The organism is Microlunatus kandeliicorticis (assembly GCF_014137855.1).
Lineage (GTDB): Bacteria > Actinomycetota > Actinomycetes > Propionibacteriales > Propionibacteriaceae > Microlunatus > Microlunatus kandeliicorticis.
On sequence record NZ_JACGWT010000001.1, the window covers coordinates 629,815 to 648,128 of the forward strand.

The window sequence follows — 18,314 nt, forward strand, 5'->3', positions numbered from 1 at the left end:
GGCACCGGGGACCGTCCCGCGGAGATCTTGAGGTGACGCCGAGGATCCGAAGAATCCTCGTTTGTTTCTGATCGAGACCGAAGGCTCAGCCGACGGAAAGCCTGATGTCGGACCGGTTCTCTTCTCTCACCCGGCAACCGCCGGGGCGAGAAGGAGCCCCCTGATGTCACTGCGTATCGCCGCCCTCATCCCCGCCTACAACGAGGCCGGGTCGATCGGGTCCACCCTGACGGCCGTCCTCGGCCAGCACCGCGTACCGGACCTGGTCGTCTGCATCCCCAACGGGTGCAGCGATGCGACCGCGGAGGTCGCCCGTGGCTTCGAGGGCGTCACCGTCCTCGAGCTGCCGCGTCTGGAGCACAAGAAGTCCGAGGCGCTGAACCGGGCCTGGAACACCTACGCCCGCGACTACGACGTGATCATCTGCCTGGACGCCGACACCGTGCTGCCCCCGAACGCCGTCGGCGACTGGGAGCAGGAGTTCCTCGCCGAGGCCGCGACGGACCGGTCGCGCACGACCCGTCGGGTCAAGGTCCGTGATCTTCCGCTGGGTGGCTCCTCGTCGAAGTTCACCATGCTGGGCGGCGACTTCCTGACCCGGCTGCAGCGCGCCGAGTTCGCCCGCTGGACCGACACCTCGCTCAAGCGGGGGTGGACCAGTGTGCTCGCCGGCACCGGTTGCGCGATCAGCGGACGGGCGCTCCGCGAGGTGGTCGCCCTGACCGGTCGCGAGGGTCCGTGGTCCTACGACAGCCAGGTCGAGGACTTCGAGCTCACCCACGAGATCCGCAAGCTCGGCTACCGCTGCCAGGTCAGCCCGACGGTCCGGGCCTACACCGACTCGATGACCACGGTGAAGGCGCTCTGGGGTCAGCGGATGAAGTGGCAGACCGGCACCGTCGAGGACCTGATGCGGATCGGCGTCTCCCGGCTGACGCTGCTCGACTGGTGGCAGCAGGCCGCCGGCCTGTTCGCCGCTGCCGTCCGGCTGCTCTGGCTGGTGATCATGGTCGGCCTGGTCAGCACCGGCACGCTGCACTTCATCTGGTTCTGGTGGGTGATCGTCCCCGTCGTCTTCGTGGCCAGTGAGTTCAAGGCGGCGCTTCGTATCCCGCACCGCGACCGGCGCGACCTGCTGATGGCGCTCGCGATCGTGCCCTCGGAGGTCTTCGCCTGGCTCCGGGCCGGCTGGTTCATCGCCGCCTGGGCCGCGGTGGCTCGGACGCTGGTCACCGGTCGACGCAAGGACCGCTGGGCGCTGCAGTACGCGGCCGAAGGCGTCTGACCCCGTTCCCTCCACCCCGCACGACCAGTTCCGTCTTACCGGGACTCACCGGATCAACCGCACGACCACCGCTCGTCCCAACCCATCACCCTCATCACAGAAGGAGTCACCTCATGTACGGACACGGAGCCAGCCTCTCGGGCCTCGGCATCACCGCCACCGGCCTCGGCATCGGATCGGCCGTCCTCGCGGTCATCGGCATCGTCCTCACCGTCATCGCCCTGATCGGGCTCTTCCGCAAGCCGGGCGCCGTCAGGCCCTGACCCGTCCAGCTCGTCGCACCTCCACGAAGGCCGGACTCCTGCGGGGGTCCGGCCTTCCGCGTCCCGACGTGGGAAGCGGGGTTGTCGGAGGTCGGCCCTAGGGTTCGGGTCACCGGCGCGAGGGGAGGGCCCGATGGGCGAGCTGACCTGGGCGGCGGCGCGGGCCTGGCGGCTGGGTCGTCAGCTGCTCGCGCCGCCGACCGACGACCCGGAGAGCACCCTGGAGGCGGTCGTCGACCGGCTCGGGGCGCTGCCGGCCTGGTCGGGCGATGCGCCGACCGCGCTCGGGCTCCGGCTCGGCCGACCGGCCGGAGACGAGCTGCGCCGGGCGGTCCAGGAGGGACGGGTGTTCTCCGGCTACGCCTTCCGCGGTGCCAGCCACTACCTGACCGCGCGGAGCGCCGCCGCCTACCTCGCCCTGAGGTGTGCCGGCCGGCAGTGGGAGCTCCGCAGCTGGCGTGAGCACTACGGTCTCGAACCCGAGGACTGGCCGCCGCTCCGGGCAGCGGTGCGCGAGGCGTTGGCCGACGGCCCGCTCGGACGCGAGGAGCTGGCCGCCGCGATCGCCGCGGTGCCGCGGTACCGGCACCTGCGGGCCGCGTTCCTCGCTCCGTCGCAGACCCTGCTCAAGCCCTTCTGCTGGCAGGGCGATCTCTGCTTCGCCCCGACCGACGAGGGCGTCGCGTTCCGTCGGCTCGACGGCCTGCCCGGCTGGACCGGGCTGCTCGACCTCGACGCGGCCGGGCACTGGGCGGTGCTGCACTACCTCGACGCCTACGGCCCGGCCGGGGCGGACCGGATCCACTACTGGCTCGGCGAGGGTCTGAGCGCCGGTCGTCGCCGGATCGACCGCTGGATCGAGGAGCTCGGTGACCGGCTCGCCGTGCTGCCGATCGAGGGCACCCCGGCGCTCTGCCGAGCCGAGGACGTCGACGCGATCCGCCGCTCGGCGCCGAGCGCGGCGGTGACCCTGCTGCCCGGCTCGGACCAGTGGGTGCTCGGCGCGGGCACGGCCGCGACCGTCGTCGTCCCGGCGGCCGAGCGGCCGGCGGCGACCCGCGGTCTCCCGCTGGTGCTGGTCGGCGGGCAGGTGGCCGGCACCTGGACGACCGCGGGCGAGGTGATCACGGTGTCGTGGTCCGACGGGCGTCCACCCGCGGGATCGGACGCGCTCGAGGCGGCGGTGGCGGCGCTCGGACGGGCGACCGGACGCGCCTTCACGCTCGGCTAGGCGTCCGGAGGCTCAGTCGGCTGCGCCAGTGAACGCGCCGGGTGCCCGCAGCCGGTCCAGCCGGTCCCACTCGGCGCGGGTCAACCGCAGGATGGTGCCGTGCTTGGTGGACGGCGGGATGTCGACCTCGGCGGCCGGCACCGGCTCCCACCGGCCCGACTCGATGTCGTCGGTGCTCAGCGCGAAGTAGCCCTGCGGCCAGTCGCGGTACTGGTCGAGGAACAGCAGCCAGCGGCCCGACGGCTCGCGGAGCAGGATCGGTGCCTCGACCCCGCCGTGCCCGTAGAGGTCCTCGGCGAGTCGGGTGGTGATCACCTCGAAGTCGTCGGCGAACAGTCCCGAGCCGGCCTCGAGGTAGACCCCGCGTCCGTCGTCGTCGCGGTTCTCGTCCTTGCTCACCCGGTAGACCCGGCCGTCGGCCTGGGCGATCGCGGTGTCGATGATGTCGCGGCCGCCGGTGTCGATCAGGATCCCGGCCGGCCCGAAGGTCTCGAAGTCGCGGGTCCGGGCGTACAGGATCCGGCTGTAGGAGTCTTCCCGGTGGTCGGGGTCGTCGGGGGAGAACAGCCGCGACGACCAGAAGACGATGTGCTCGCCGGTCTCCGGGTCGACCGTGGTCTCCGGGGCCCAGGCCATCCCGGCCTCGGGTGGGGCCACCTCGACCAGCCGCGGCTCGGACCAGTGCACCAGGTCCTCGGAGTGCCAGACGACCAGCGAACGGCTGCCCGCCCGTCGCCAGGTCGGCCAGTCGAGCTCCGGTCCGTTGGCCCACACCCGCAGGTCGGTCGCCAGGATGTGGAAGCGCCCCGCCGCGTCCCGGACGATCGCCGGGTCGCGGACGCCGGTGGTCCCGATCAGCGACTCGAGCACGGGCTCGTTGCCGTTCAACGGGTCCCAGCGGAGCGGGGTGTCACCACGGCTCAGCGACAGGAAGATCTTCTCCGCGTGCCCGACCTGGTCCTCGCGGAAGTGCGCGAACAGGTACCCCCACGGCTGGTCGGAACCCTGGTCGGTCGCGTCGTCGGCCACCGCCGCAGTGTGTCACCCCTGGTCGGAGCGACCGGAGGACACCGACCACCCAGCGGTCGATCCGTCGAGGGCTCTGGCGTGTCGCATCCGGGGAGAGCATCCTGTGGCCCGACACCCCTCCTGATCATGAGCCAGTGGCGGATGCGCATCGCGCCCTCCTCCCAGGCTCGATGCGGGTAGGACACCTGCACGCTGTGCCCGGGTTGGGGTTGGGAAGGGCAGCGCAGGCCCGCCTCCGGACGGTGCCTGCGCTGCCCGTCACATCCCCGGCTCGTCACACCTCCGACCCGGAACGGGGGCCGGCCGCGGGGTGGTCCGGTCGGCGCGCGATGCTGGCCGGGTGACACCCGACTCGAAGAACGCCCTGGTCGTCGGCGCCTCGCGCGGACTCGGTCTCGGGCTCGCCGCACGGCTGCTCGAACGCGGGTGGCGGGTCACCGCCACCGGTCGCGGCGCCGGCTCCGACGGCCTCCGCGCGCTGGCCGGACGCCACGGCGGACTGACTCCCGAGACCGTCGACATCGACGACCCGGCCGCGGTCGCCGCGCTGCACGACCGGCTGGCCGGGACGCCGCTCGACCTGCTCTTCGTCAACGCCGGCGTCACCCACGACCGGTGGGAGACCGTGGCCGACGTGTCCACCGAGACCTTCCAGCGGGTGATGCTGACCAACGCGCTGAGCCCGGTGCGGTTCGTCGAGGCCTTCGCCGACCTGGTGGTCCCGAGCGGCACCCTCGCGGTGATGTCGTCCGGGCAGGGCAGCATCACCAACAACACCCGGGTCACCGGCTGGGAGATCTACCGGGCCAGCAAGGCCGCGCTCAACCAGCTGATGCGCAGCTGGGCGGCGCGGCACCCGGACGACCCGCGGACCCTGCTGCTGGTCGCGCCCGGCTGGGTGCGGACCGACCTCGGCGGCCCCGACGCCGGGCTGAGCGTCGAGGAGAGCACCGCCGGGGTCGCGGACGTCCTCGAGGCCCAGGCCGGCCGCGGCGGTCTGCAGTTCCTCGACCACCGCGGCGCGACCGTGCCGTGGTGACTGCCGACCGCTGTCAGCCCAGCCGGCGGGCGACCACGGCGTAGAGCGGGTCGCCGCGGTAACCGGGAGCCAGCGGGGTCCGCAGGCTCAGCTCCGGTTGCTTGAAGCCGCCGGCCCGGCGCAGGTAGTCCGCGACGATCGCCAGGTGGCCGGCGTCGTCGGTCGACAGCCAGCCGAGGATCGCCTTGGTGGGGAAGCAGCGGTTGGAGAAGGTGATCACCACCGGGGCGCCGGGCCGGAGCACCCGGGCGGTCTCGGCCAGCACCTCGACCGGCCGCACCAGATAGTCGATCGACACGCAGCACAGCACCGCGTCGAAGGACGCGTCCGGGAACGGCAGCGACGGATCGACGTTGAGGTCGGCCACCACGCGCTCGGTCGCGAAGGCGTTGGCGTCGAGCTCCCGCCGGTTCATCCCGAGCACCGTGAGCGCGCCCGGACGCCGACGCAGGTGCGAGGTCCACGACGACATCAGGTCGAGCACCGCCGCGTCCGCGCTGTCGACCCCGAGCTCGGTGTAGAGCGCACCGACCGCCGCGACCGCGCCCTCGTCGATGTGGGTGACCATCCGCGGCACCGCGTAAAAGCGGTCGTCGGAGCTCGGGTCGTCGCGGTCGAAGAAGTGTGCGGGGTAGGGGTCGCTCCCGCCGTCGGGGCTGTCGGACGTCACCCGACCCATGACACCACCGTGATCCAGCGCGGGCCCGGCCCGGGGCTCAGCGCCGGTGCAGCAGGTCGTGCTCCTCGACGGCGCGCCGGGCCAGCGTCTTGTAGCCGACGTCGTCGAACAGCACGGTGAGCCGGTCGTCCTCGACCGACATCACCAGCCCGTCTCCCCACTCCGCGTGGGTGACCGGGGTCTGGTGCGGGAAGGCGCCCTCGTCGGCGGGGCGGTCCTCGGCGGTGCCCTCCTCGCAGTGGTCGCACCGGCCGCACCGGTCGTCGAGCTGCTGTCCGAAGTAGCCGAGCAGCACCTGGCGCCGGCAGCCGGTGGTCTCGGCGTAGCCGCGCATCATCTCGATCCGCGACCGGGTCCGGGCCGCGTGCGCCCGCGCTTCCTCGATCGCGGCGCGGACCGCCTCCGTCGGCGACAGCTCCGGGTCGGCCCAGCGGAGGCGGCCGCGGGCGTCGGTGCGCACGGCCCCGGCGTCCTCGAGCAGGTTGACCGCCCGGACCCGCTTGGCCCGCGGAGCGTCGACCTGCTCGGCGAGCTCGGTCGGACGCAGCGGCCCGGGCGCGTCGTGCAGGGTCGCGGCCACCGCGGCCAGCACCGAGCGCGGGGCCCGGGTCGCGGTCAGGAACCGCTGCAGGTGCAGGTCCTCCGCCCGGTAGTAGAGCGCGATCTCGGCCGGCCCGCCGTCGCGGCCGCCACGGCCGATCTGCTGGTAGTAGGAGTCGAGCGACTCGGGCGCCGAGGCGTGCACCACGAACCGGACGTCGGGCCGGTCGATGCCCATGCCGAACGCCGAGGTGGCCACCACCACGCCGGTGGCGCCGCCGGCGAAGGCCTCGTGGACGCGTTGGCGCTCCGCCACCCGGAGCCCGGCGTGGTAGACCTCAGCCGGCACCCCGGTCCGGCGCACCTCGTCGGCGTACCGCTCGGCGTCGCGCCGGCTGGCCACGTAGAGCAGACCGCAGCCGTCGTCCCCGGCCAGTTCGCGCACCCGGCCCACCACTGCCTCGCGCTTGCCGCGGTCGTCGGTCGCGGTGCCGACGGCGAGCCGCAGGTTGGGCCGGTCGAAGTCGGCGACCACCTCGCCGTGATCCCGGAGGCCGAGCCGGGCAACGATGTCCTCGCGCACCGGCGGCGTCGCGGTCGCGGTGAGGGCGACCACCGGCGGGTGCCCGAGCCGCTCGATCACCGGTCCGAGCCGCAGGTAGTCGGGCCGGAAGTCGTGGCCCCAGGCGGAGACGCAGTGCGCCTCGTCGACCACGAACAGGCTGACGCCGAGGGTGGCGAGCTCGTCCACCACGGCGTCCTTGGCCAGCTGCTCGGGGGAGAGGAACAGGTACTCCGCGCTGCCGTCGCCCAGCGCCGCCCAGGCCCGACGGACGTCGGTGGTGCGCAGGCTCGAGTTGACCGCGACCGCCTCCGGGGCGGTGGACGAGCGCAGCCCGGTGACCTGGTCGCGCTGCAGCGCGATCAGCGGCGAGACCACCAGCGTCGGGCCGTCGAGGAGCAGCGCCGGCACCTGGTAGATGGCGGACTTCCCGGCCCCGGTGGGCAGCACGGCCAGGGTGTCCCGGCCGTCCATGATCAGCTCCATCGCGGCCAGCTGCTCGGGGTGCAGCTCGGCCCACCCGAACCGCTCCGCGGCGACCCGCCGCAGGCGCTCTGCATGTCTCGACACGGCCGCCGCATACCCGCCGGGACCACCGGTGAACCGGGCCCTGCGCCCGGCCCCTGGCCGGGACGGCCGCTTCCCAGCGGTGTCCTAGGCTGTCGGGCACGGCACACATCCTGCGTCCGGCACGAGGAGCCGATCATGGTCAGTACGCACGACGAGGACGATCCCGCCGTCGTCGCGGCGTTCGTCGCGGGCGACGCTGACGCGTTCGCCCGGATCTACGAGCGGTGGTCGCCGCTGGTCTACAGCCTGGCCCTGCGCAGCCTGAAACAGATCCGGGCGGCCGAGGACGTCACCGAGCACGTCTTCACCACCGCCTGGGACCGACGCGCGAGCATCGACCCGGACCAGCTGGTCGTCTCGGCCTGGCTGATCCGGCTCACCCACGACGAGCTGGCCGGACGGGCGGATGCCGCCGGCGGCGCGGTGACCACCGCCCCGGGCGGGCCCGCGGGCGAGGCCGCCGAACAGGACATCATCGAGCGACTGTCGGTGACCGACGGCCTCACCCACCTCGACGCGCCCGACCGCCGGGTGCTGCAGCTCGCGCTGGTCGACCACCTCAGTCACGACGAGATCGCCGAGCGGACCAACCTCCCCCCGCTCGCCGTCCGCGCCAAGATCCACCAGAGCCTGATGACCCTGCGCGACCAGCTGGAGGTGCAGACCGGTGCACACTGACCCGGACCTGCTGAGCCTGGCGGCCCTCGGTGAGCCGCTGGAACCGGACGACCACGCCCATCTCGTCGGCTGTGCCGAGTGCCGCGACCAGCTGGCCGGTCTGCAGCGGGTGGTCGAGCTGGGCCGCGAGGCCGGGCTCGAGCGGCTGCAGGAGCCGCCCGCCCACCTCTGGGACCGGATCCGCGACGAGCTCGGGCTGAGCGTCGCGCCCGAGCGGGGTGCTGACGCCTTCCCGCCGCCCCCGGCCCCGGCCTCGGCGACCGGCCGGACCGACGGGTCCGACCGGGCCGGGTTCGATCTCGGTGCCGTCGACCCCACGTCGCGGGCCACCGCCAGCGTGACCCTGAGCGTCGACGGTCACGGCCGCCGGATCCTCCAGCTGGCCCTCGAGGCGGACGGGCCGCAGCACGGCCTGCGGCACGCCTGGCTGGTCCGGCACGACGACCCGTCCCGCCGCGAGCTGCTCGGGATGCTCGACGGCCCGTTCGGGGTCTGGACGATCGACCAGTCGCTCGACCTCGGTCTGTGGTCGGTGCTCGAGGTCTCCCAGCGGGCCGAGGACGGTGTCGGCGACGAGGCGCTGGTCCGCGGTGACCTCGCCGCGATCAGCTGAGGCAGCCATGACCGACGGCGGGGCGTCGGCGGTCTTCGCGACCGCGCCGCACCCGGTGCCGCCCGAGAGGGCGCGCCGCTTCGACGCCCTGCTCGCCGACCTCGCCGCGCGGCCCGATCATGATCACCAGGGTCCGGTCGACCTGACCGATGCGGTGCCGGGGCCGGTGTGGGAGCTGCTGGTGCACGCCGCGGCGACCGGCCGGTACGCCCTGCACGGCTCGGGCTCCGACGCGATCACCGCGTTCGAGCCGCGGCAGTCCAACGACGTGCACGAGTTCGGCAACCGCAGCGGGGTCTACGCCGCGGCCGACGGGCTGTGGCCGTTCTACTTCGCGATCGTCGACCGCGACCGGATCGACCAGCTGGTCAACGCGGCGTTCGTCGTCGTGGACCGCGAGACCGGTGCCGAGACCGGACCGCTCTACTTCTTCTCGGTGGCCAGCCGCGACCCGGCACCGTGGCGCGACGGCACGGTCTATCTGCTGCCGATCGACGGCTTCGAGCGTGAGGCCGAGGTCGAGCGCCCCGAAGGTCGGGTCCGGTCCGCGCAGCTGTTCCACCCGGGACCGGTCCGCCCGCTGGCCCGGGTCCGGGTCCGGCCGGACGAGTTCCCCCTGCTCTCGGTGATCCGCCACCACGACGCCGACGAGCTCGGTCGCCGCGCCGCCGCCGATCCCGACGGCTTTCCCTGGCTCTGAGCGGGGCCGCGCCGGATGCGCCATGATCGCCGGGTGGGGGACGAGCGGCAGGAGGGCGGCGTCCCGCCGAGCGACTGGACCCGGCGGGCCGAGCAGGCGAAAGCGGACGGGTCCTGGTACTCCGACCGGGAGCCGGTGCCGCTGCCACGGCGGACCCGATGGCGTCGCTTCCTGCTCGGCTTCGGCGGCGTGATGATCACCGGGCTGGTGGTGCAGACGATCCTCGATCTGGTGCGAGGTCGGCCCCTGACGTTCGCAAGCCTGAGCTCGTCCGCCCTCGACTCGGTCTTTCTCGCCCTGATGGCCGGGCTGGCGCTCGCGTTCCCGCCGCGTCGCTGGGGCCGGTTCTGATCACCACGCGTACGGTGACCGGGTGCCTCAACGACGGACCCGGGTCGGTGCCTATGCGGTCTGCGTCCGCGACGGCCGTCTGTTGCTCGTGCACCAGATCTCGCCGGGCCCGGCGGCGAACCGGTGGACGCTGCCGGGTGGCGGCGTTGACTTCGGTGAGGACCCGGTCGACGCGGTGCACCGGGAAGTGCGGGAAGAGACCGGCGGCCGCGTCGAGCTGGGCCGCGTGCTCGGGGTGCACGCCAACGTCTACGAGATCGACCACGTCAGCATCCACGGCGTCCGGCTGCTCTACGCCGCGACGGTCGACGGCGAACTGGCTCCGGGACCGGGCGAAGAGATCGACCGCATCGGCTGGCACCCGGTCGACGACCTGCCGGCCGAGACCACTGCCTGGGCCCGCCTCGGCGCCGAGCTAGCGCACGGGTGACCGCAGGGCGCTTCGACAGGCTCAGCGCGCGGGAGGGAAACGTGCACTGAGCTTGTCGAAGTGCGTTCGGGTGGGCGATGGCGTTTCGACAGGCTCAGCGCGCGTGTGGGTGGCTCAGCGCGCGAGAGGGAACGTGCACTGAGCTTGTCGAAGTGCGTGGGGTGAGCAACTCCACTTCGACAGGCTCAGTGCGCGTGTGGACAGGCTCAGCGCGCAAGGACGCGCGGGAAGCTCAGCGCGGGGTCGGGGGCTCGAGTCCGAGCGCTGCGGCTAGCCAGGCGAGGTCGATCCGGGCCAGCCGGAGGAATACGTCGCGCAGCCAGTCGGGCATCGGGTCCGGCCCGACCGCCCGGGCGACGGTGTCCCCGGTGAGCGGGGCGATCAGCGGCGGCGGCACGCGACCCTGCGTGTCCGGCGCCGGACCACCCTCGAGGTGCAGGGTGGGCAGCAGACGCACCCGATCATGATCACGACAGCCGAGCCCCGAGAGAGACCAGTCGACGAACCTCACCCCGTCGGGGGTGAGGCACAGGTTGTCGCTGCGGACGTCCCCGTGCACCACCACCTCCGGACGCCACACCGCCTCGACGTCCGACCGGGCGAGTGCGGCACCGTGCCGGTGCAGCCAGTCCGGGTCGACCAGCCCGCCCGCGACCAACCGGTCGTCGGAGACCAGGGCCGGCCAGTGCGGGTCCGGCCAGTCGGCCACCGGGGCGAGACCGTCCGGGACACCCAGCTCGGCGAGCCGGTCCAGCCCGGCCAGCACCGCCCCGACGTCCCCCGGGCGCCACCGGGTCACGCACGATCCGGCCGGCCAGTACCCCGCCGACAGGTCCTCGGTGACCAGCACCGGATGATCATGGAACGGCACCCCGTGATCGTCGACGCCGTCGAGCCAACCGAGGACCGCCGGACCCAGCCCCGGACCGACCACCTCCAGCGTCGCGGCCTCGGTGCGCAGCCAGCGCTCGGTCGCCGGATCGGTGGCCCCCTTGACGAACACGGACCGTCCGTCGTCGAGCACCACGACGTGGCGCTCGGCCGCCGAGAGCCCGGTCCCGGGCGAAGTCCAGCGCACCGCCCCGCAGCCGAGCGCCGCCGCGGCGTGCGCGACCGACGCCGGTGGAGCTGCGGTCACGCGGTCAGGTCGAGCAGCAGCGGGGTCACCGCGGTCGGGTCGAGCGTGTCGAGGGCGGGCAGCGTCGCGCCGGGGCAGTGCAGCACCAGGAACGACCGGCGCACCTCGGGTTCGTCCCCGCCGTGCCCGCCCTCCGGCTTGTGGCCGTGGTCGGTGACCACCGCGATCAGCCAGTCCTCGCCGTGGCGTTCCCGCCGTTCGTCGACCGCCTTGACCAGGCAGCGGAGCAGCCCGTCCACCCGGGTGATGGCGGCGCGGTACTCGGCACCGGCCGACCCGTACCGGTGCCCGGCCTCGTCGACGCCCTCGAAGTAGACGAAGGCGGCGTCGGGTCCGCGGTCCGCGATCACCCGCGCCGCGGCGGCCTGCACCTCCTCGTCGGCGGCGACGCAGCCGGTCAGCTCGCCGTCGGCCCAGAACAGCTCGTGCAACCCGTTGCGTTGCTGGTCGATCCGGGTGTGGACGATCGGGCCGCGGCCGTGCGGGTCGAGCAGCTGGCGCCAGGTCGCCGCCGCATAGGTCACCGCGTGGTGGTCGCGCATCCACACCAGGCTGAGCAGATCGGGGCAGGCGCCGAGCTGGTGGTTGATCATGTCGTTGTCCCAGACGCGGGTCTGCTCGTGGCTGCACCCGGTGAGCAGCGACGACCAGCCGGGCCCGGAGTCGGTCGGCGGCACCATCCAGACCGGGGTCGCCGACCCCTCGTCGGCCAGCCGCATCAGCCCCGGGGCGAGTCCGGGTTCGGTGGCCACGTCCCAGCGGAGGCCGTCGAGCCCGATCAGACAGAGCTTGCGTCGCGCGCGGGTCACGGCACCAGCCTGCGCGGTGGCCGGCCGGGAGCTGCGGAGGACGCTCCGAGCGTGCGCCGGACCAGCGGCCCGACCTGGTCGGCCTCGATCAGGAAGCCGTCGTGCCCGTAGGCCGAGGTGATCACGTGCAGCCGCTCGGCGGTCGGGATCAGGTCGACCAGCTCCTGCTGCTGGTGCAGCGGATAGAGCCGGTCGCTGTCGACGCCGGCGACCACCACCGGCACCTCGACGCCGCCCAGGGCCGTGGCGATCCCGCCGCGGCCCCGACCGACGTCGTGGGTGTTCATGGTCTGGGTGAGGACGACGTAGCTGCCGGCGTCGAACCGGCCGACCAGCTTGGCGCCGTGGTGCTCGAGGTAGGAGGTGACCGCGAACCGGCCGTCGGGCTGGACCCGGCGCCCGAACCGGGCCTCGAGCTCGCCCTCGCTGCGGTAGGTCAGGTGGGCGATCCGGCGGGCCAGCGCCAACCCGGTCAGCGGACCCTCGCCGGTGTAGTCACCGCCCTGCCAACCGGGGTCCCCGGTGATCGCGGCCTGCTGGGTGGTCTGGGTGCCGATCTGGTCGGCGCTGGCCGCGGCGCCGACGGCGACCACCAGGGCGGAACCGACCCGGTCGGGGTGGGTGATCACCCACTCGAGCGCGCGCATCCCGCCCATCGAGGCGCCGATCACCGCAGCGAACCGGCGCACGCCGAGCGCGTCGGCCAGCCGGGCCTCGGCCGCCACCTGGTCGCGAGCGGTCAGCTCGGGGAAGCGCGATCCCCAGCGGCGCCCGTCCGGCGCGGGCGAGGCCGGACCGGTCGAGCCGCGGCAACCGCCGAGGACGTTGGCGGCGACGACCCACCACCGGTCGGTGTCGAGCGGACGGCGGGGACCGACCAGCGGCTCCCACCAGCCCGGTGTGGGCTGGTCGGGCCCGGCCGGGCCGGCCAGGTGCGCGTCACCGGTCAGCGCGTGCAGCACGAGGACGGCGTTGACCACCGCCCCGGTGTCGTCGCGCTGCGGCGTGCCCCAGGTCTCGTAGGCCAGGGTCACCTCGGGCAGCTGCCCACCGCGCTCGAGCCGCTGGGGCCCGAGCGCGGCGGACCGCCTCCCGGACCAGCCGGGGAGCGGGTCCTCAGCTGGTCTTCGCGGCACGGAACCCGGCGTCGAGGTCGGCGAGGATGTCGTCGATGTGCTCGAGGCCGACGGCGAGCCGCACCAGGCCCGGGGTGACGCCGGTGCTGGCCTGCTCCTCCGGGCTGAGCTGCGAGTGCGTGGTCGAGGCCGGGTGGATGACCAGGCTGCGGACGTCGCCGATGTTGGCCACGTGCGAGTGCAGCTCGAGCGCCTCGACGAACCGCTTGCCCGCCTCGATCCCGCCGGCGATCTCGAAGCTGAGCACCCCACCGACGCCGCGCGGCGCGTACTTCTGGGCCTGCGCGTGCCAGGGGCTCTCGGCCAGCCCGGCGTAGTTGACCGAGAGCACCTCGTCCCGGCCGGCCAGCCACTCGGCGACCGCCTGCGCGTTCTGGCAGTGCCGCTCGACCCGCAGCGACAGGGTCTCGATCCCCTGCGCGAGCAGGAAGGCGTTGAACGGCGCGATCGCCGCGCCGAGGTCGCGGAGCAGCTGCACCCGGGCCTTGAGGATGAAGGCCAGGTTGGCGCCGAGCTCGGAGCCGACCCCGAGGTCACGGGCGTACACGATGCCGTGGTAGCTCTCGTCGGGGTTGTTGTACTGCGGGTACCGGTCGGGCTGGGCGGCGAAGTCGAACCTGCCGGCGTCGACGATCACGCCGCCGATCGCGGTGCCGTGGCCGCCGAGGTACTTGGTCGCCGAGTGCACCACGATGTCGGCGCCGTGCTCGATCGGGCGGATCAGGTACGGGGTGGCGATGGTGTTGTCGACCACCAGCGGGACGCCGACCTCGTGCGCGATCCCCGCCACGGTGGCGATGTCGAGCACGTCGATCTGCGGGTTGCTGATCGTCTCGGCGAAGAACGCCTTGGTGTTCGGGCGGACCGCGGCCCGCCACTGCTCGGGGTCGTCGGGATCGGCGACGAAGCTGACCTCGATGCCCATCTTGGGGAACGTGTAGTGGAACAGGTTGTAGGTGCCGCCGTAGAGCCGGGCCGAGGAGACGATGTGGCTGCCGGTCTCGGCGAGGTTGAGCAGCGCGAGGGTCTCGGCGGCCTGACCGCTGGCGGTGAGGAGTGCCCCGACGCCGCCCTCGAGCGCGGCGATCCGGTCCTCGACCGCGGCCTGGGTCGGGTTCATGATCCGGGTGTAGATGTTGCCGAACTTCTTCAGCGCGAACAGGTCGGCGGCGTCGGCGGTGTCCTCGAAGACGTACGAGGTGGTCTGGTAGATCGGCAGCGCCCGGGCGCGGGTGGCGCTGTCCGGGGTCTGCCCGGCGTGGATCTGGCGGGTCTCGAACGACCACTGCGCGGCTGACGGTTGGCTCATGACGGCTTCTCTCCCTCGGTGGACGGCTCGGTCGCGGCTTTCCCGAGCGTACTGGTGGGGATTGCGCGGGGGTGCGGTTCTCCGCATGCTGGGCAGCGGGCCGGACGCGGTCAGTCGCGCAGGGTCTCCAGGTCGGCGCGTGCGGCGTCGAGGAGGTGGCTGAGGTCGGAGGCGATGGTGATCATGGTGAAGCCGGCCGCGCGTCGGGCGCCCGCCACCGGGTGGCCGGTGGTGTGCACGCCGGCGATCTTGCCGGCCGCGGCCGCGGCGCCCTGGATACGGTCGAGCGCGGCGTCGAACGCCGGCTGCACCGGGTGGTCCGGATGGGGGGCGCCGAGCCCGAGCGCGAGGTCGCTCGGACCGACGTAGACGCCGTCGATCCCTTCCACCGCGAGGATCTGCTCGACCTGGTCGAAGCCGGAGGCGGTCTCGATCATGGCCAGCACGAGCACCTGGTCGTCGATCTCGGCCGCCGTGCCGGTGACCCGGAGCCCCGACCGGATCGGTCCCCAGGACCGGCGTCCGCGGTAGCGCGCGGCGGCCACCGCGGCGGCGGCCTGCGCGGCGTCGTCGACCAGCGGGACGATCACCCCGCGGGCGCCGAGGTCGAGGGCCCGACCGATGTCGGCGGGCTGCTGGCTGGTCACCCGGACCAGCCCGGCCGGGCCGTGCGCGGCGTCGATCGCCACCAAGCCGGCGTGCAGGGCGCCGTCGTCGAGGACGCCGTGCTGGGCGTCGAGCACCAGGTAGTCGTAACCGACGTGGGCCAGCGCCTCGGTGGAGAGCAGCGAGTCGAGCACCACCCAGAAACCGACCACCGGACGGCGGTCACGCATCGAGGCCACCACCGAGGCGGCCGGGGATCCGTGGTCGTGCGCAGCGCTGGTCACGTCCCGATCGTACGGACGCCCCGGCGCCGGCGCCGGACCCCGGTCAGGACGTCCGTGCTCCCCGGTCGACCGCGTTCCGCCAGGCGCTGAACGAGCGGACCGGGGCCTCGCGCGGCCGCCGCAGCCACGGCCAGGGGTGGGTCTCGACGACGTCGAGCCGCGGGGCGATCCGCTGCCAGCCGGGCACCGGGGTCCAGGTGGCGGCGAGCGGGACGCCGGCGAGCTCGTCGACCGGCCGGCCGCGGCGGACCTCGAGCGGGCGCAGGGTGGCGAGCTCGGCCAGCGTCTCGGCCAGGAAGACCAGCCGCTTGCCCGACAGCCGCAGCCGGCGCAGCAGCGGCTCGTCGAAGACGAACACGGCGGGACGGTCCGGGTCGGCGGCGAGCGCCGGGTCGCCGGTGCCGAGCGATTCGGCGGTCAGCCACACCCGCTCGCCACCGCTGCCCTCGACCGCGGCCGGGCCGGCGGGGATCGGCCCGCGGCCGAGGTCAGGACCGTCGACCGCGGGGCCGGCCTCGGCGTTCGGCCAGTTCTCGATCGGACAGGCGTCCCGGAGCGGGCAGCGGCGGCAGAGCTGCGGGGCGCGCTTCTGCACCTGCCAGCGGCTGAACCCGTACGGCTTGCCGCTGCCGGTGCCCACGGTCCACTGCCAGCCCAGTCGGTTGGCCGCGCGCGAGCCGTCGAGCAGGTGGGCGAACATCCGCTGCTCGCCCTCCCGCCAGTCGGCACCGGCGCGCACCGCCCACTGCGAGGCGAGCCACATCCGGGTCTGGTTGACCACCCAGCCGTCGGTCTCGAGCTCCTCGGTGACCGCGGCCATGCAGGCCATCGACTCCGGCCAGGGCTCGCCGTCCCAGGAGGGCGGCCGCGGCTGCTCGCGGCGCAGCGCGACCCCGAGGTCGCATCCGGTGCGGGCGTAGAGGTGCCGGGCGTACTCGGCCCAGAGCAGCTCGTCGCGATAGCGGCGGCGGTCTTGTGCGGGGGCGTCGGCGACCGCGTCCCAGACCTCGGGGAGCTGCAGCAGGCCGTGCCGCAGATAGGGCGACATCCGGCTCGCTCCGCGAGCCGAGACCGGCAGCACGGTGCTGCGCCGCTTGGCGTAGCCGGTGATGTCGAGCGTGGCCAGCGCCGCGTCGGCGGCCGACTGCCCGCCGCGGAAGCCGCCGGCCGCGATCCCGTCCGGCCCCTCGAGGGTCAGGTCACCGAGGTGTTCGGCCACCCACCCGATCAGGTGCGCGCGATCGGTCGGCGGGGCGGGGAGCATGGTCACCCGCCCAGTGTGCGTCAGGGCTGGGTGCGTCCGGGCTGGGTGCGTCCGGGCTGGGTGCGTCAGGGCTGGGTGCGTCTGGATCCCGCGCCCGCACCGAAGGAGTGGTGGGTGTCGGGCTCAGCGGGAGCCCTGGCGCCCGGATGACGTTCGGTGGTCCAACAGTGCGCCCCGGCGTCATCCCGGTGGCGGGCCCGCACCCGCCACGCGGTCCGACCCGCGCTGGTCGGTCGTCCGCTCACCCTGACGCGGCGGGGGACCACCCGAGCGCCGGACCCAGCCGGGTCGCGATGTCGGTGAGGATCTGGACGTAGTCGTCGGGCGCGAAGGTGAACGGCAACGCGAACGCGACCTCGTCGACCGCCTGAAACCCCGCGTGCCCCCACAGCTGCTCGGCGATCTCCGCTGCGGTGCCGACCAGGTCGGGGGCGAACAGCAGCCGTCCCGGGCCCTGCGGGGTCGCGGTCCGGGGCAGCCGGCCGGCGGCGTAGGCGGCGTACTTCTCGCGCTGGGCGGCGCTGGCGGAGTCGGTGGGGATCACCACCAGACCCTGCGAGACGCGGGCGTCCGGCCCGGCCGGGTGCGCGGCCCGGAACGCGTCGATCTGGGCGCGCTGGAGCGCCGCGAAGTCCCACCGGTCGGGCTGTTCACCGTCGGCGTCGCCCTCGGCCCTGACCACGCTGCTGGTCAGCAGGTTGAGGCCCTGCTCGCCCGCCCAGGTCGCCGACCGGCGGCTGGCTGCGCCGTACCAGAGCCGCGCGGCCAGCCCCGGTGCGTGCGGCTGGACGTGGTCGGAGAACTCCTCGATCCCGACCGTGCCGGAGAACGTGCTGGCGGGCTCGCCGCGGAGCAGCCGCAGCAGCCGCAGCACGCGTGCGTAGCTGAAGTCCTCGGCCTCGGCGGTGTCGGGATAGAGCGCGGCCCGGACGTCGTCCCAGCGCATCGGCGGGCCGACGCTGACGCCCGGGTTGAGCCGGCCGCCGGAGAGGACGTCGACGGTGGCGAGGTCCTCGGCCAGTCGCAGCGGGTTCTCCCACCCGAGCGGCGTCACCGCGGTGCCGAGCTCGATCCGGCGGGTCCGCTGGCTGGCGGCGGCGAGCACGGCGACCGGCGAGCTGATGCCGTGCTGGAGGTGGCGGTGGCGCAGCCAGGCGCTGTCGAACCCGAGCCGCTCGCCGAGCTCGATCAGGGCTAGCGTCGACTCGTGACCGGGCCCCGGATCGGCGGGGTCGAACAGGCCGATGGTCAGGAACCCCAGCCTGCGCAGCGGTGTGGACCGGTCGGGCACGGCAGCTCACCTCTTCCCGGGCCGGCCTGGCAGCCCTCGCCGCGAGCCTAGTGAGGAGGGGCCTAGCCTGCCCCCGTGCCCACCACACCGCTGCCCGAGAAGATCACCGCGATGCTCCGCCGCCCCAACCCCGCCGTGATGGCCACCCTGGCCAAGGACGGGCGGCCGGTGACCGTGGCCACCTGGTACCTGCTCGACGACGACGGGACGGTGCTGCTCAGCCTCGACGCCGAGCGGGCCCGGCTCGACCACATGCGCCGCGACCCGCGGGTCTCGCTGACCGCGCTCGACGAGGACAGCTGGTACACCCAGGTCAGCGTCCAGGGCCGGGTGGTCTCGATCGACGACGACGTCGAGCTCGCCGGGGCGGACCGGATCTCGACCCACTACACCGGCCACCCGTACGCCGACCGCGAGCGTCCACGGGTGATCGCCCGGGTGGAGCTCGACCGTTGGCACGCCTGGGGCGCGCTCCGCGATGACTGAATCCCCCGACGGCCGTCCAGG

General features: G+C 73.9%; 20 protein-coding genes. 10 read left to right on the forward strand and 10 right to left on the reverse strand.

Annotated elements, in window-relative coordinates; all coding sequences use genetic code 11:
* Positions 1-163: 163 nt before the first annotated feature.
* From FHX74_RS02785 to FHX74_RS02795, 3 genes are all read left to right on the forward strand, one after another.
* Positions 164-1,285, forward strand: a complete 1,122-nt coding sequence (locus tag FHX74_RS02785; protein WP_182558532.1) for a glycosyltransferase family 2 protein — start codon at positions 164-166, stop codon at positions 1,283-1,285.
* Between the two features lie 113 nt (positions 1,286-1,398).
* Positions 1,399-1,548: a hypothetical protein gene (locus FHX74_RS02790; RefSeq protein ID WP_182558533.1), complete on the forward strand. Its 150-nt coding sequence runs from the start codon at positions 1,399-1,401 to the stop codon at positions 1,546-1,548.
* Between the two features lie 133 nt (positions 1,549-1,681).
* Entirely contained in the window at positions 1,682-2,779 is a 1,098-nt protein-coding gene (locus tag FHX74_RS02795) for a DNA glycosylase AlkZ-like family protein (RefSeq protein ID WP_182558534.1), read from the forward strand.
* A 12-nt stretch (positions 2,780-2,791) separates the two neighbouring features.
* Here FHX74_RS02795 and FHX74_RS02800 read toward each other — a convergent pair whose 3' ends face one another.
* Positions 2,792-3,808 (reverse strand): glycoside hydrolase family 43 protein, encoded by a 1,017-nt coding sequence (locus FHX74_RS02800; protein WP_182558535.1) that lies wholly within the window; start codon positions 3,806-3,808, stop codon positions 2,792-2,794.
* 340 nt (positions 3,809-4,148) lie between these two features.
* Between FHX74_RS02800 and FHX74_RS02805 the strand changes: the two genes are divergently transcribed.
* Positions 4,149-4,847 carry an SDR family NAD(P)-dependent oxidoreductase gene (locus FHX74_RS02805; RefSeq protein ID WP_182558536.1) on the forward strand — a complete coding sequence of 233 codons (699 nt, stop codon included), beginning with the start codon at positions 4,149-4,151 and terminating at the stop codon, positions 4,845-4,847.
* Positions 4,848-4,860: 13 nt separating this feature from the next.
* On the opposite strand, the gene FHX74_RS02810 is transcribed toward FHX74_RS02805, so the two are convergent.
* Positions 4,861-5,526, reverse strand: a complete 666-nt coding sequence (locus FHX74_RS02810; protein ID WP_182558537.1) for a class I SAM-dependent methyltransferase — start codon at positions 5,524-5,526, stop codon at positions 4,861-4,863.
* Positions 5,527-5,563: 37 nt separating this feature from the next.
* Positions 5,564-7,198, reverse strand: coding sequence for a RecQ family ATP-dependent DNA helicase (locus FHX74_RS02815; RefSeq protein WP_182558538.1), 1,635 nt, complete (start codon positions 7,196-7,198; stop codon positions 5,564-5,566).
* Positions 7,199-7,333: 135 nt separating this feature from the next.
* On the opposite strand from FHX74_RS02815, the gene FHX74_RS02820 reads away from it, so the two are divergent.
* From FHX74_RS02820 to FHX74_RS02840, 5 genes are read left to right on the forward strand one after another with little or no spacing between them, the layout of a single operon-like run.
* A complete protein-coding gene (locus FHX74_RS02820) occupies positions 7,334-7,876 on the forward strand; it encodes an RNA polymerase sigma factor (protein WP_182558539.1) in 543 nt (180 codons plus the stop codon).
* Positions 7,866-8,489 carry a hypothetical protein gene (locus FHX74_RS02825; protein ID WP_182558540.1) on the forward strand — a complete coding sequence of 208 codons (624 nt, stop codon included), beginning with the start codon at positions 7,866-7,868 and terminating at the stop codon, positions 8,487-8,489. The genes FHX74_RS02820 and FHX74_RS02825 overlap by 11 nt, the downstream gene beginning before the upstream one ends.
* A 7-nt stretch (positions 8,490-8,496) precedes the next feature.
* The gene (locus tag FHX74_RS02830) at positions 8,497-9,189 is read left to right on the forward strand and encodes a hypothetical protein (protein ID WP_182558541.1); all 693 of its coding nucleotides are present in this window, start codon (positions 8,497-8,499) and stop codon (positions 9,187-9,189) included.
* 33 nt (positions 9,190-9,222) lie between these two features.
* The gene (locus tag FHX74_RS02835; protein ID WP_182558542.1) at positions 9,223-9,540 is read left to right on the forward strand and encodes a hypothetical protein; all 318 of its coding nucleotides are present in this window, start codon (positions 9,223-9,225) and stop codon (positions 9,538-9,540) included.
* A 22-nt stretch (positions 9,541-9,562) separates the two neighbouring features.
* Positions 9,563-9,970, forward strand: a complete 408-nt coding sequence (locus tag FHX74_RS02840; protein WP_182558543.1) for an NUDIX hydrolase — start codon at positions 9,563-9,565, stop codon at positions 9,968-9,970.
* A gap of 232 nt (positions 9,971-10,202) precedes the next feature.
* On the opposite strand, the gene FHX74_RS02845 is transcribed toward FHX74_RS02840, so the two are convergent.
* The 7 genes from FHX74_RS02845 to FHX74_RS02875 form a co-directional block, all read right to left on the reverse strand.
* The gene (locus FHX74_RS02845) at positions 10,203-11,108 is read right to left on the reverse strand and encodes a phosphotransferase (RefSeq protein WP_182558544.1); all 906 of its coding nucleotides are present in this window, start codon (positions 11,106-11,108) and stop codon (positions 10,203-10,205) included.
* On the reverse strand, positions 11,105-11,917 hold the full coding sequence (locus FHX74_RS02850) for an alkaline phosphatase family protein (protein ID WP_182558545.1): 813 nt from the start codon (positions 11,915-11,917) through the stop codon (positions 11,105-11,107). Before FHX74_RS02850 ends, FHX74_RS02845 begins: the two co-directional genes overlap by 4 nt.
* A complete protein-coding gene (gene metX / locus FHX74_RS02855; RefSeq protein WP_182558546.1) occupies positions 11,914-13,053 on the reverse strand; it encodes a homoserine O-acetyltransferase MetX in 1,140 nt (379 codons plus the stop codon). Before metX ends, FHX74_RS02850 begins: the two co-directional genes overlap by 4 nt.
* Complete coding sequence (locus tag FHX74_RS02860; RefSeq protein WP_182558547.1) at positions 13,034-14,362, reverse strand: bifunctional o-acetylhomoserine/o-acetylserine sulfhydrylase; 1,329 nt, start codon at positions 14,360-14,362, stop codon at positions 13,034-13,036. The genes metX and FHX74_RS02860 overlap by 20 nt, the downstream gene beginning before the upstream one ends.
* A 110-nt stretch (positions 14,363-14,472) precedes the next feature.
* Positions 14,473-15,252 carry an HpcH/HpaI aldolase family protein gene (locus FHX74_RS02865; RefSeq protein WP_328823582.1) on the reverse strand — a complete coding sequence of 260 codons (780 nt, stop codon included), beginning with the start codon at positions 15,250-15,252 and terminating at the stop codon, positions 14,473-14,475.
* A gap of 43 nt (positions 15,253-15,295) precedes the next feature.
* Positions 15,296-16,516, reverse strand: coding sequence for an FAD-binding domain-containing protein (locus tag FHX74_RS02870; protein WP_182558945.1), 1,221 nt, complete (start codon positions 16,514-16,516; stop codon positions 15,296-15,298).
* A 241-nt stretch (positions 16,517-16,757) separates the two neighbouring features.
* Positions 16,758-17,807: an LLM class flavin-dependent oxidoreductase gene (locus tag FHX74_RS02875; RefSeq protein ID WP_182558548.1), complete on the reverse strand. Its 1,050-nt coding sequence runs from the start codon at positions 17,805-17,807 to the stop codon at positions 16,758-16,760.
* A gap of 75 nt (positions 17,808-17,882) precedes the next feature.
* Here FHX74_RS02875 and FHX74_RS02880 point away from each other — a divergent pair, with 75 nt between their 5' ends.
* Entirely contained in the window at positions 17,883-18,293 is a 411-nt protein-coding gene (locus FHX74_RS02880; RefSeq protein ID WP_182558549.1) for a TIGR03618 family F420-dependent PPOX class oxidoreductase, read from the forward strand.
* Positions 18,294-18,314 lie beyond the last annotated feature (21 nt).